The organism is Nonomuraea antri, assembly GCF_013283785.1.
In the GTDB taxonomy this organism is placed as follows: domain Bacteria; phylum Actinomycetota; class Actinomycetes; order Streptosporangiales; family Streptosporangiaceae; genus Nonomuraea; species Nonomuraea antri.
Genome location: NZ_JABCPZ010000021.1, coordinates 32806 through 45167 on the forward strand (window position 1 = coordinate 32806; position 12362 = coordinate 45167).

General features: G+C 72.3%; 13 protein-coding genes. 2 read left to right on the forward strand and 11 right to left on the reverse strand.

The features are described from left to right. Nucleotides 1-127: 127 nt before the first annotated feature. The 6 genes from HII36_RS10025 to HII36_RS10050 are packed head-to-tail and all read right to left on the reverse strand — an operon-like array spanning nucleotide 128 to nucleotide 5519. A complete protein-coding gene (locus HII36_RS10025) occupies nucleotides 128-1705 on the reverse strand; it encodes a bifunctional 3-(3-hydroxy-phenyl)propionate/3-hydroxycinnamic acid hydroxylase (protein WP_173522818.1) in 1578 nt (525 codons plus the stop codon). After that, nucleotides 1702-2397, reverse strand: a complete 696-nt coding sequence (locus HII36_RS10030) for a dienelactone hydrolase family protein (protein ID WP_173522819.1) — start codon at nucleotides 2395-2397, stop codon at nucleotides 1702-1704. Before HII36_RS10030 ends, HII36_RS10025 begins: the two co-directional genes overlap by 4 nt. Then, on the reverse strand, nucleotides 2394-3074 hold the full coding sequence (locus tag HII36_RS10035) for a class II aldolase/adducin family protein (RefSeq protein ID WP_328807669.1): 681 nt from the start codon (nucleotides 3072-3074) through the stop codon (nucleotides 2394-2396). The genes HII36_RS10030 and HII36_RS10035 overlap by 4 nt, the downstream gene beginning before the upstream one ends. Then, nucleotides 3071-4009, reverse strand: coding sequence for a hypothetical protein (locus HII36_RS10040; protein WP_173522820.1), 939 nt, complete (start codon nucleotides 4007-4009; stop codon nucleotides 3071-3073). The genes HII36_RS10035 and HII36_RS10040 overlap by 4 nt, the downstream gene beginning before the upstream one ends. Further along, nucleotides 4006-4875 (reverse strand): TAXI family TRAP transporter solute-binding subunit, encoded by an 870-nt coding sequence (locus HII36_RS10045; protein ID WP_328807670.1) that lies wholly within the window; start codon nucleotides 4873-4875, stop codon nucleotides 4006-4008. The genes HII36_RS10040 and HII36_RS10045 overlap by 4 nt, the downstream gene beginning before the upstream one ends. Next, entirely contained in the window at nucleotides 4872-5519 is a 648-nt protein-coding gene (locus tag HII36_RS10050) for a fumarylacetoacetate hydrolase family protein (RefSeq protein ID WP_173522821.1), read from the reverse strand. The genes HII36_RS10045 and HII36_RS10050 overlap by 4 nt, the downstream gene beginning before the upstream one ends. 71 nt (nucleotides 5520-5590) lie before the next feature. Here HII36_RS10050 and HII36_RS10055 point away from each other — a divergent pair, with 71 nt between their 5' ends. Beyond that, nucleotides 5591-6085: a VOC family protein gene (locus HII36_RS10055; protein WP_173522822.1), complete on the forward strand. Its 495-nt coding sequence runs from the start codon at nucleotides 5591-5593 to the stop codon at nucleotides 6083-6085. Nucleotides 6086-6149: 64 nt separating this feature from the next. On the opposite strand, the gene HII36_RS10060 is transcribed toward HII36_RS10055, so the two are convergent. The 4 genes from HII36_RS10060 to HII36_RS10075 all read right to left on the reverse strand — a co-directional run bounded on the left by HII36_RS10060 (nucleotide 6150) and on the right by HII36_RS10075 (nucleotide 10758). Next, nucleotides 6150-7196 carry an ABC transporter ATP-binding protein gene (locus tag HII36_RS10060; protein ID WP_173522823.1) on the reverse strand — a complete coding sequence of 349 codons (1047 nt, stop codon included), beginning with the start codon at nucleotides 7194-7196 and terminating at the stop codon, nucleotides 6150-6152. After that, nucleotides 7193-8836 carry an ABC transporter permease gene (locus HII36_RS10065; protein ID WP_173522824.1) on the reverse strand — a complete coding sequence of 548 codons (1644 nt, stop codon included), beginning with the start codon at nucleotides 8834-8836 and terminating at the stop codon, nucleotides 7193-7195. Before HII36_RS10065 ends, HII36_RS10060 begins: the two co-directional genes overlap by 4 nt. Then, entirely contained in the window at nucleotides 8833-9921 is a 1089-nt protein-coding gene (locus HII36_RS10070) for an ABC transporter substrate-binding protein (RefSeq protein WP_173522825.1), read from the reverse strand. Before HII36_RS10070 ends, HII36_RS10065 begins: the two co-directional genes overlap by 4 nt. A 63-nt stretch (nucleotides 9922-9984) precedes the next feature. Continuing rightward, a complete protein-coding gene (locus tag HII36_RS10075) occupies nucleotides 9985-10758 on the reverse strand; it encodes an IclR family transcriptional regulator (protein ID WP_173522826.1) in 774 nt (257 codons plus the stop codon). A 49-nt stretch (nucleotides 10759-10807) separates the two neighbouring features. Here HII36_RS10075 and HII36_RS10080 point away from each other — a divergent pair, with 49 nt between their 5' ends. Beyond that, entirely contained in the window at nucleotides 10808-11863 is a 1056-nt protein-coding gene (locus HII36_RS10080; RefSeq protein ID WP_173522827.1) for a quinone oxidoreductase family protein, read from the forward strand. 40 nt (nucleotides 11864-11903) lie between these two features. On the opposite strand, the gene HII36_RS10085 is transcribed toward HII36_RS10080, so the two are convergent. Further along, entirely contained in the window at nucleotides 11904-12278 is a 375-nt protein-coding gene (locus HII36_RS10085; protein ID WP_173522828.1) for a DUF2255 family protein, read from the reverse strand. Nucleotides 12279-12362: the final 84 nt, after the last annotated feature.

Sequence of the window (12362 nt, forward strand, 5' to 3'; positions counted from 1 at the left end):
AACGGCGGCGCCCCGGGGCGAATCCGGGAATTCGCTCGGGAAATCCCTAGGTGTGCGGCCACCTGGGCGAGGTGACGGGCCGTGGTGGACCGGGAACACGACGCAGGGCGGCGCCGAGCGGCCCGGCTCAGGCGTAGGCGCGTAACAGGTCGCCGACCTGGCCGGAGCCGGGCGCGGCGAAGACCGCGGCGACGTAGCGGTCCGGCTTGACCAGGACGAACCGGCCGCGGGCCGGGCCGAGCGCGGACTCCAACCGGCCGTCGGCGTCGGCGACGGCCCGGCGTTCGCCGCTCGGCCTGGGCAGCCGCTCGCCGAGCACGACGTCGACGCAGGTCACCGGCCAGCCGGCGGGCAGCGCGGCGCGGGCCGCGGCCCAGTCCGTCGCCTGGACGTCCACGCCGAGCAGCGCGAACCCCTCGCCCAGCACGTCGTCGAGCGGGGCGGGGCGCAGGCTGGGCGGCACGAGCACGCGCGGTTGCGGCAGCAGCGCGCCGGAGAGCCGGTCGGCGCCGGGACGGGCGGGCAGCACCAGGCCGCCGCGGTGCACGGCGCGCGGGCGGAAGCGCATCTGCTCCAGGTAGCGCCGCCCGCGCCCGGTCAGGCGCACGGCCCGGACGGCGGTGTCCCTGGCCAGCGCGCGCCACGGGCTGGTGGTCATGACGACCCGGCCGAGCCGTTCGGAGAACGCGACGACGGCGGTGGCGTGCGGGCGGCGCTCCGGCTCGTAGGTGTCGAGCAGCCGGGGGGAGCAGCGGCCGTGCCAGACCTCGGCCAGTTTCCAGGCCAGGTTGGCGGCGTCCCTGACGCCGGAGTTCAGCCCCTGGCCGGCGAACGGCGGCATCATGTGGGCCGCGTCGCCGAGCAGGAAGCAGCGGCCGTCGCGCCAGCGGTCGGCGACCACGGCGTTGAAGGTGTAGTTCACCGCCCGTTCCACCTGATCCGCCGATATTTCGCGGTACGGGGCGAGGAGTCGCCGGATGAGGTCGAACGGGGGCCGCTCCCCCGCCGCGCCCTCGCCGTCGCGCAGCCGGAACTCGTACCGGCAGCGGCCGTCGCGCCCGGGGACGATGACCGTGGGCCGCGACGGCAGCCCGAGATGCATGCCGTAACGCTCGTCGTGGGCGTCGCCGACGGTGTCGGCCACCAGCCAGACCTCGCGGTGGCTGGTGCCGGTCATGTCGATCTTCTTCAGCTCGCGCACGCCGCTGCGGCCGCCGTCGCAGCCGAGCACCCAGCTCACCTCCGCACGCGTGGCGTTCGCGCCGTCGCCGAGCAGCGCGGTGACCGTCTCGCCGTTCTCGCGCAGCCCGGTGAGCGCGGTGCCGAAGCGCACCTCGGCCTCGGGCCGCCGCTTGAGCGCGTGCAGCAGCGTGCGTTCCAGCTCCGGCTGGGCGAACTGGTTCTTGAACGGGAACCCGTGCAGGTACGGCTCGGGCCCGCGGGCGTGGAAGAGCACCCGGCCGGTACGGCCGAAGTAGCGGGTGCCGGTGCCCGGCACGACGATCTCCAGCACCGCCTCGGCCAGCCCGGCCATCTGCATGGTGCGCAGCGACTCGTCGTCCAGGCTGATCGCCTTGGCCTCGTCGCTGGTGCCGGCGTTGCGTTCGACCAGCAGCACCGGCACGTCGCGGGCGGCCAGCAGGTTGGCGGCGGTCAGGCCGACCGGGCCCGCCCCCACGACGAGCACGGGCGGACGGCTGCTCATGCCGGGAGGTGCTTGTCGAGGAAGTCCCAGGTCCGCTGCCAGGCCGTGGCGGCGGGATCGGGGCGGTACATGTGCGGGCGGGCGTCGCAGGCGAAGGCGTGCCCGGCGGCGACGTAGACGTGCTGCTCGAACTGGATGCCGGCGGCGGTGAGCGCGGCCTCGATGGCCTCGACCTGGTCGGCGGGGATGGTCGGGTCGTCCGCGCCGACGTGCAGCAGCATCGGGGCGGTGATCGAGCCGGCCCGGTCCAGCACGGCGTGCGGCCCGGCGGCAATGCCGGGGCCGTAGAAGACGACGGTGGCGCCCAGGCCGGGGACGGCGGTGGCGGCGGTGAAGGCGGCGCGCCCGCCGAAGCAGAAGCCGACGACGGCGACCCTGTCACGCGCGATCCCGTGCTCCGCCGACTCGTCCAGCGCCGCGCGCACGTCGGTGACGATCTGCTCCGGGCCGATGGCGCCGATCAGCGGCATGGCCTCGGCGTGCTGGTCGTAGGCCAGTTCGCGGACGCCGGTGCGATGGAACAGATCGGGCGCCAGGGCCAGGAATCCGCGTGCGGCGAAGCGCCGGGCGATGTCCTGGATGTGGTCGTTGACGCCGAACGCCTCCTGCAGCACGATGACCGCCCTGGTGGCGGGTTCCTGCGGCTCGGCGACGTAGATCCGCATACCGCCGGACGTTTCCCTCCACGTCATGAAATTTCAGCCTTTCTGAGCAAGTAGTGGTAGCCGGCCGCGAGCTGGCTCTCCGGCCAGCACTCCGCCTGCTTGGCCCGCGCCTCGTCGGCGTCGGAGAAGTCGTGGATCGTCCCGGCGGCCATGGCCGTGAGCTGGGCCCGGCAGGCCCGCTCCAGCAGGACGGCGTGCATCACGGCGGCGGCCGGGCCGCGGCCCGCGGCCACCAGCCCGTGCCTGGCCAGCAGCGCGGCCGGGGCCGCGCCGAGTGCCGTGGCCAGCGCGGCGCCGAGTTCCGGCGTCCTGATCAGGGCGCCGGTCGCGGTGAACCTGGGCACGTCCGCGCCGCCGAACAGGGCGCCGTCGTGCGAGATCGGCAGCAGCGGCGTGCCGAGCGCGGCGAAGGCGACGGCGGCCTGCGCGTGGGTGTGCGCCGAGCAGGTCAGCGCCGGGTCCGCGCGCAGGACCTCCAGGTGGATGTGCACCTCGACGTGCGGTTTCCCCTCTCCTGCCAGCACCTCGGCGTCCCAGGAGACGAGCTGGACGCGTTCCGCGGTGACCTCGTCGAGCCCCCAGCCCGGCGCCTTGATCCACACGCCCCGCCCGTCGGGGTCGCGCACGGCCACGTGCCCCCACACCAGGTCGCCGTGCCCGGCCTGGGCCAGCGCCCGGCTCGCCTCGACCACCTGGGTGATCACCGGGTGAACCCCTTGACCCCCTGCTTGGTGGCCTTGGCGAGCTGCGGGATCGCCCGCGCGGAGGCGAGCCTGAGGTATTCGTTGCGGGTGTCGTGGATGCTGGTGAACGCCACGCCGACCGGGATGCGCACGAAGTCGCCCGGCTCCAGCTCCAGCGTGCCGCGCTGGGTGACGAGCGTGCGGTGGCCGCTGATCTGGTAGTGGACCTCGTCGGCGTCACGGTTGCGGGTGTAGACGAGGCCGTCGGAGGAGTCGGCGACGACCTTGCCCAGCAGGATGTCCGCGGAGCGGTAGAGCCAGGCGGTCCGGTCGGCCCGCTGGACGCGGATCCTGTCGCTCTCGCGGTGCACCTGTTCCAGCAGGACCCTTTCGTCCGTGGGCGCCATGACGACGTGGTGCTCCGGGCCGCCCAGGCACTCGGTGGTCAGCTCGTTGGTGATCACCGGCTCCCAGCCGGGAAACGGCGGGAAGGCGGCCTGCGACTCGCGCACCGCCTCACCCAGCTCCGTCACCGGCGCGGGGACGTAGAAGAGCAGGTGGATGTCCTCGCGGCCGAAGTTGTCGTGGGCCACGCTGACCGGGATGCGGGAGAAGTCGCCCGGCCGGTGCTCGACGCTGCCCAGCTCGGTGATCAGCGTCCGCTCGCCGCAGACCTGGTAGGACATCTCGTCCACGTCGCAGTTGCGGTGGTAGAAGCCCTGCCGGTTGTTCATGGTCTGCCACTCGACGCGGATGAAGTCGCTCTCGTAGACGCCGCGCGGCGGGCCGAACGGCCCCGGCACGTACGACGGCTCGAAGTGCACGGCCTCGATCAGCGGGAAGTCGAAGGTGCGGCCGGGCCGGGGCAGCGGGTCGGCGAGCAGCAGTTCCTCCTGCCGGTGCAGCACCCGCGGCGGCCGGTCGAAGGGGAAGGCGTGGATGTGTTCCTCGATCACAGGTATCCCTTTTCCGCGTAGTAGGCCCGCGCGCCCGGGTGGAGGGGCAGCGGCGTGTCGCCGGGCAGGTCGATGGGTCCGGTCAGCGGCGGCAGCGGCTGCGGGAACCTCTCCCCGATGGCGTGCCTGCGCTGGTCGAGGGCCTGTACGGCAGCGTACGCGAGCTCGTCGGCCAGGCCGCGGGCGCAGTAGAGGTACCAGCCGGAGAAGTCGATCGTCGGCACGTCGCGCTCGACCCCGCGCAGCCGGCCGGCGCGCAGCACGCCGGGCGTCATGCCCAGGTCCGCGCACGCCTCGAGGACGCCGGGGTCGAGCGGCAGGAAGTCCAGGTCGTACTGCTCGGTCAGGTTCTTCCAGCGCATGGTCATCAGCGCCTCGTCGAAGACCGCGTCGAACGCCGGGTCGGCGGGCGGCAGGTCGGGCGCGTGCAGGGAGCGCGGCCGGTCGCGCAGGATCTCCAGGTCGCCGATCTCCACGCCGTACATGGGCAGGATCCTGGCCAGCGCCCAGTGGGCCGGGTGCCCGGAGTCCGGCCCGGGCATCGACACCTTCAGGCCCTTGACCTGGCTGAGGCTGGTGATCCCGAGTTCCCTGCGGACGGCCAGGGCGAGCTGGTCGTCGTGCGGGAAGGCGGCCAGGCAGGCCAGGGGCAGCTCGGGCGTCAGCGTGAGGTGCCAGCCCGGGGTGGTGATGGCCAGGTCGTAGTGGCCGGCGGCGACGAGGCGGGGGCCGTCCCAGGCGAGCGCGGCGGGGGCGCGGCCGGTGACGGTGGCGACGGTCGCGCCGGGCGGCAGCAGCTCGGCCACGCCCAGGGCGAGCTCGCCGGCCAGGGTCATCCAGTTGCCGCCGGGGCTGAGGATCTTCACGACGCCTCGCTCCGCACCGTGTTGCGCAGCACGCCCAGTCCCTCGATCTCGACCTCGACCACGTCGCCGTCGCTCAGGAACACCTGCGGGTCGCGGCGGTAGCCGACGCCGCCCGGGGTGCCGGTGAGGATGAGGTCGCCGCGCTCCACCCGGGTGAACTCCGAGGCCAGGCTGATCAGCGTGGGAATGTCGAAGATCAGCAGCGAGGTGTTCGACGCCTGCATGGTGGCGCCGTTGAGCCGCAGGGAGATGTCCAGCTTGTGCGGGTCGACCGCGTCGGCGGGGACGAGTTCGGGGCCGATCGGGGTGGAGCGGTCCCAGGCCTTGCCCTGAAGCCACTGGTGGGTCTTGTACTGGTAGTCGCGCATGGTCACATCGTTGGCCACGGTGTAGCCGAGCACGTGGTCGAGCGCGTCGGCGCGGGCGATGCGCCGCCCGGGCTCGCCGATGACCACGGCCAGCTCGGCCTCGTAGTCCACCTGCCGCGATTCCGGCGGCAGCAGGATGTCGTCCTCGTGGCCGATCAGCGCCGAGGGGAACTTGGTGAACCAGACGGGGTAGGCCGGCAGCTCGCGCCCGGTCTCGTCGACGTGCTCGCGGTAGTTGAGACCGACACAGAGGATCTTGCCCGCAGGTGGGAACATGGGTGCTCCTTCGTTGACGTGTATCAGAATACAGGAATATCATCCTGAAAAACAGAACACAGGAGGATGCAATGGCGATCACCGGGCTGGGTCACACCGGACTGTGGGTCTACGACCTGCCGAAGATGCGCGACTTCTACGAGCGCCTGCTCGGCTTGACCGTCACCGACTCCGACGACGAACTGGGCATCGTCTTCTTCAGTGCCCGTCCGGAGGAGGAGCACCACGAGTTCGTGTTGCAGACCGGCCGCACCGCGGCCATCGGAGACAAGCAGCAGCACCAGATCTCCTGGCGGGTGGCGGCGCTGGACGACCTCATCGCCTTCCACCACCGCTTCCGCGCCGAGGGCATCGAGGTGCAGCAGGAGGTGACGCACGGCAACGCCTTCGGCATCTACTTCTTCGACCCCGAGGGCAACCGCAACGAGGTCTACCTGCGCGTCGAGCGGGACGTGCGCCAGCCCTTCCGCAAGACGCTCAACCTCGACCAGGCCCCCGAGGCGATCTACGCCGAGGCCGAGCGGCTGCTGGCTGACGGCGGCGCGGCCTACCAGCCGGCCCAGTAGCCGGCCCGACAAAACGATCTCGGGGAGTGCGGCGAGCCCGCCGCACTCCCCGAGATCGGGCCGGTCAGGCGGGGTCGAGCACGGAGACCGCGTCGGCCGGCACCCGCAGCCAGACCTTGTCCCCGGCCGCGACCGGCGACTCGGGCGGCTGCCGGGTGATCCAGACGTCCTCGCCCACGCGTACGTGGCATTCCACGCACTCGCCGACGAACATGATCCGGTCGATCTCGCCGGCCACGACGTTCTCCGCGGCCGGCTCCTCCCGGTGCAGCGCCAGGGACTCCGGCCGGATCGCCACCAGCACCCGCGCGCCGGCCGGCGCCCGGCACGACGCGGCGGCCAGCTCGCCGGCCCCGGTCCTGACCCGTCCCTCACCGACCGCCGTGCCCGGCACCAGGTTGGTGGTGCCGACGAAGTCGGCCACGAACCTGGAGGCGGGCCGCTGGTAGATCTCGCGCGGGCTGCCCTCCTGCACGATCCGGCCGGCCGACATGACCGCGATCCTGCTCGACAGGCTCAGCGCCTCGGCCTGGTCGTGCGTCACGTACAGTGCGGTGATCCCGAGTTCCTTCTGCAGGGACGACAGCTCGGCCCGCATCGCCTGGCGGAGCTTGGCGTCCAGGTTGGACAGCGGCTCGTCGAGCAGCAGCAGCTTCGGCCGGCGCACCAGGGCGCGGGCCAGCGCCAGGCGCTGCTGCTGGCCGCCGGACAGCTGGGTGCCCATCCGGCTCTCGGTGCCGTCGAGGTGCACCGCGGCCAGCGCGCGTTCCACCCGTTCGGCGATCTCCCGCTTGGGCACCCGGGCCACCTGGAGGGGGAAGGCGGCGTTGGCGAAGACGGTCATGTGCGGCCAGATGCCGTAGCTCTGGAAGACCATCCCGATGTCGCGCCGGTGCGGCGGCGTGGCGGTGACGTCCACCCCGTCGATCGTGATCCGGCCGGCGTCGGGCTGTTCCAGCCCGGCCACCGCGCGCAGCGTGGTCGTCTTGCCGCAGCCGGACGGCCCGAGCAGGGTGTACAGCTCGCCCTCGCGGACCTCGAAGCCGACCTCGTCGACCGCCTGGAAGTCGCCGAAGGCCTTGCGCAGGCCCGCCACGGCCAGCGGTGTCATACCGTCACCTCTCGCTTGTTGAGTGCCAGGAAGAGCCCGACCAGCGGCGCCATGAAGACGATGGTCAGCAGGGTCAGCGCGGAGGAGGCGCCGACCTGGGCGGTGTTGTAGAGCGTCCATGAGGCGACCGAGAGCGTCACCGTGTCCTGGCCGCCGACCAGGCCGGGCACGGTCAGGTCGCGCAGGCTGAGCAGCGCCAGCCACAGCCAGGTGTAGGTGGCGACCGGCTTGAGCAGGGGCAGCGTCACGCGGCGGACGGCCTCCCAGGTGGCCGCGCCGGACATCGCGGCGGCCTCCTCCAGCTCGGTGTGGATCTGCAGCAGCCCGGCGTTGAACATGCGGGTGCCGAACGACACGTGCATCAGCGTCATCACCACGACGAGCAGCGCCAGCGTGCCGTACAGGCCCTGGGCCAGGTAGAGGGAGGCGACCACGGCGGCGAAGGCGAAGATCGTGTGCGGCACCGCCTGCGGGAGGAAGGCGACGAAGTCGTAGAGGTAGCGGCGGCGCAGCCGGGAGCGGACCACGACGAACGAGAAGGCCAGGCTGAGCAGCACGGCCAGCGTCGGCACCAGCACGACGAGCGCGAGCGAGGTACGCAGGCCGCGCAGCACCAGGTCCCAGTCGAGCCCGGTGTAGTTGGCCAGGGAGACCTCCTGGAGCGCCTGCATCGAGGGGACCCGCACGTACGGCAGCAGCGACACCCACAGCACCATGACCATGGGCAGCACGGTCGACCAGGCGAAGTAGCCGCCGACCAGCAGCCAGGCCGCCCACCGCCAGCGGCCGAGCGCGATGGTGACCGGCCGGTAGCCCTTGCCCGTGACCACCTGGTACTTGCGGCCGGCCTTGAGCGTGCGGGTGTACCAGGCGCTCAGGCCGACGGCCACCAGGATCATCACCACGCTGAAGGCCGCCGGGATGCCGTGCTCGACGACGTTGTCGGTGGGGTTGGCGGCCACGTACAGGTAGGAGCTGAAGACGTAGACGCGGCTGGACAGGCCCATGATGAGCGGGATGTCCAGGGCCGAGAGCGCGATCGTCGCGGTGAACAGGGCCGCGCCCATGAGGCCCGGCCTGATCAGCGGGAGCGTGACCAGGCGCAGGACGGTCCACGGGCCGGCGCCGTTGGCGCGGGCGGCCTCCTCCAGTGAGCCGTCGAGCGCGCGCAGGCTGCCGGAGACCATGATGAACACCAGCGCCGACAGCCCGAGCCCCTCCACCAGGCCCATGCCGGCCAGCGAGGTGATGTTGAGCGAGGTGCCGAGCAGCTGGTTGACCGCGCCGATCCTGGGATGGAACAGGAAGATCCACCCCATCGCGGTGAAGAAGCCGGGGATGAGGACGCGGATCATCATCGCGGTGTTGATCAGCCGGGAGTGGCCGAAGTCGGTCCGCTCGACCAGCACCGCCAGCGCCGTGCCCAGCACCAGCGCCACGACCAGCGTGACGGCCAGGTAGACCACGGTGCTGAGCACCACGTCCCAGACGGCCGGGTCGGCCAGCAGCGCGGCGTAGTTGGCGAGCGTGAACTCCTCGTACGGCGCGCCGTGCACCCGGAAGGACAGGAACACCACCAGGGCCAGCAGTCCGAGCACGGCCGCCGCGGGCACGGAGACGGCCGCGGCCAGCCTCCTCATCGGGCGGTCAGGAGCTTGACCAGCTCGTCCTTGAACGCGGCGTCGTACAGGCCGGGGTTCTGGCCGACGTAGTCGTAGGTTGCCCGGGTGAAGGTGATGCCCTTGGCCTCGTACTCGGCGATCTGCTCGGCGGTGCCGCTGCCGGGGAGCTGGATGTTGTCGGCCTTCTCGTGCTCGAACAGCAGCCGCTGCGCCTCGGGGGTGACCAGCCAGGTGATCCAGAGCTTGGCCGCGTTCGGGTGCGGGGCGCGGACGGGCAGGCCCATGTAGTAGAAGCTGGCCGAGGTGGGGTTGGACAGGACGGTGGTCTCCAGCGGCGCGCCGGTGGCCTTGAACACGTCGGCCAGGTGCTTGCCGCACGACATCCACAGCCCGGCGAACTCGCCGGAGGCCAGCCGGTTCAGCTCGGCGCAGCCGATGAGCCCGGCGGGCTTGAACCGGCTCATGTAGTCCTTGATGCCGGCCTGGTCCAGGCCGCCGAGCTGGGCGAAGCCGGACGCGAACGGGGTGCTGGCCACGGGCTTGCCGAGCGTGAGCACGTCTTGCGGGGTCTTGGGCAGTTCGGCGGCGGAGATCAGCTCGGTGTTGTAGGTGAACTCGCCGAACTGGGTGAGCAGCGCGACGGCCTTGCGGTCGGCGGTGACCGCGCCTTCGGCCCAGGGCGCGATCTCCGTCCAGTCGACGGCGGCCAGCGCCTCGCTGGTGGTGCCGGTGCGGTACATCACCTCGGAGGAGGCGAGCAGCGCGTCGGTGCTGCTCGGCGCGCCCGCCTTGGTCTCCTGCACCAGCTTGGCGGCGTTGGCGTTGAAGTTCTGGACCGGGGTGACGGTGATCTTCAGGTCGGTCAGCCCGTAGGCCTGTTTGAAGGCGTCGAAGAGGTAGTCGCTGTTGGGCCGGGCGTGCAGGCCCCAGTTCAGGTTGAGCGCGCCTTCCTTCCTGGCGCCTTCGACCAGGGCGCGCAGCGCGGGACTTGCGGAAAGGCGCTGCCCGGCCGCCGCGGCGGCGGCCGGATCCGCCGCTTGATCGGTGCCTGCGCAGCCGGTCAGCGCGAGGGTCACGGCCGCGGCCAGAACAATCTTCTTCATGTGAGCCTCCTGTTTGCCGGGACTGTAGTCCTGTGTTTCACGACAAGCAAGGGCTCATCGTGGTCAGGAGGCGAGCAAGGCGAGAGCGCCGCTGATGCGGCCGGCGGCCTCGCGTACCGCGGCGGCCACCTCGGGCACCCGGTCGTCGGGGACGCGATGCGACAGCGCCGCGACGCTCACCGCGGCCACCACCTCGCCGTGCTCGTCGCGGATCGGCGCGGCCACGCCGAGCACGTCCGGGTCCAGCTCGCCCCTGGTCACCGCCAGCTCTTCGGACCTGATGGCGGCCAGCCGGCGCTGCAGCGCGCCCGGCTCGGTGACGGTGGCGCCGGTGAAGCGCGGCAGCCCGCCCGCGGTCACCAGCTCGGCGACCTCCTCCTCCGGGACCCAGGCCAGCAGCACCAGCGCCGCCGCGCCCGCGTTGATGGGCAGCACGTGCCCGCGCTCGTACGACAGGCGCACCGGATGGTCGCTCTCCTCGCGTTCCAGGCAGATCACCGCACTGCCCGCCCGCCTGGTCAGCAGCACCGTCTCGCCGACGCGGGCCAGCAGCTCGCGCATCACCGGCCTGGCCACCTCCGACAGGCCCAGCCCCTTACGGGCAAGCCTGGCCAGCTCGAACACCCGCGGCCCGAGCCGGTAGCCGGCCGGCCTGGCCTCCTCCACGAACCCGGAGCCGGCCAGGCTCTGCAGGTAGCGGTAGGCGGTGGAGCGGGCCACGCCGAGCTGCTCGGCGACCTCCTGGCCGCCGAGCACCAGCCGGTCGTCGCCGAAGAGGGCGAGGATGTCCAGGGCACGGTCCGCGGTGGAGTTGCGCCCTCGATATTGTCCTGTCATGCGGAACATAGTATTGAAAAAACAGGACATCGTGTGATGTCCTTCCGCCATGACCCAGACGATGACGGCGGTCCGCATCCACGCGCACGGCGGCCCCGAGGTTTTGACGGTCGAGCAGGTCCCGATCCCCCGGCCCGGGCCGGGCGAGGTGCTGGTACGGGTCCGCGCGACCTCGGTGAGCTGGTTCGACGCCGGCTACCGCAAGGGCGTCATCAGGCCCAGGCCAGGACAGCGCGAGCTGGTCCTGCCGTTCCAGCTCGGCAGGGAGGCGGCCGGCGAGGTGGCCGCGCTCGGCGCCGGGGTCACCGGCTTCGCCGAGGGCGACCGGGTGGTGGTGATGACCTGCCCGGCCTGCGGCAGGTGCGCGGCCTGCCTGCGCGGCGAGGACAACCTGTGCCTGGACACCGAGCTGCCCGGGCACCAGCGCTTCGGCGGCTACGCCGAGTACGTGCTCGTGCCCCGGCACGGGCTGCTGCCCGCGCCGCCGGACCTCGGGTTCGAGACGCTGGCCTGCACGCTGTGGTCCTACGGCACGGTCCTGCACATGGTCAACGCCCGCGCCAAGGTACGCCCCGGCGAATCGGTGCTGGTCACCGGCGCCTCCGGCGGCATGGGCACGGCCGCACTGCAGCTCGCCAGGCTGGCCGGGGCCGGGCCGGTGATCGGCCTGACCGGCTCGAAGGAGAAGTACGACGCGGTGCTCGCGGCCGGCGCCGATCTCGCGCTCAACTATCGCGATCCCGACCTGGCCGAGCAGATCCGCGAGCACGTGCCCGGCGGCGTGGACGTCGTGCTCGACAACGTGGGCGGCCCGATGCTGCCGCTGGCGATCGAGGCGGCGCGGACGGGCGGGCGCATCGTGCTGGCCGCCGTGATGGGCGGCAGGACCGCCGAGGTGGAGATCGGCGACATCTTCCGTAAGCACCTCGACATCCTGGGCACCCGCGCGGCCACCCGGCAGGAGCAGGAGCTGTGCCTGCGCCTGGCCGCGGCCGGGCGGATCTCCCCGGTGATCGCCGCCCGCTACCCGCTGGCCGAGGCGGCCGAGGCGCACCGGGCGCTGGACGAGCGGCGGTTCACCGGCAAGATCGTCCTGCTGCCCTGACGGCGGCGGTTCATCGGCAAGGCCGCCCTGACGGTGACGGTCAGCGGGGCACGAGCTTGAGCGTGGTCTCCCGCGCGCCCGAGGCCACCATCGGGTCGACGTAGTCGCTGCTGAAGCGGCCGTACTTGGTGCGGTAGGCGTCGTCGATCGCCTCGTTGACGGCCGGGTCGCGTTCCTCGGCGAGCGTGACGTCCCTGTCGACGCCGCCGGCGCTGATGTGGCCCTCATGGCTGGCCTGGGCGGCGCGGAACCAGCCGCCGTCGCGCCCCTTGAAGGAGCGGACGAACAGGTCGTCGCCCCGCCGGACCACCCAGATCGTCACCGGCCTGCCCGGCGCGCCGCCGTCGGCCGGGGTGATCCGCAGTTCGTCGGCCGCCTCGATCCGGTTGAGCTCGTCACTCGTCCACGTGGCCATGTTCCGGTCTCCTTCATCGCATTCCCGCACGGAACGGTAGCCAGCGGGCCCGCGGCGGCGGCCGGTCCGCGCGCGCCGCCTGCC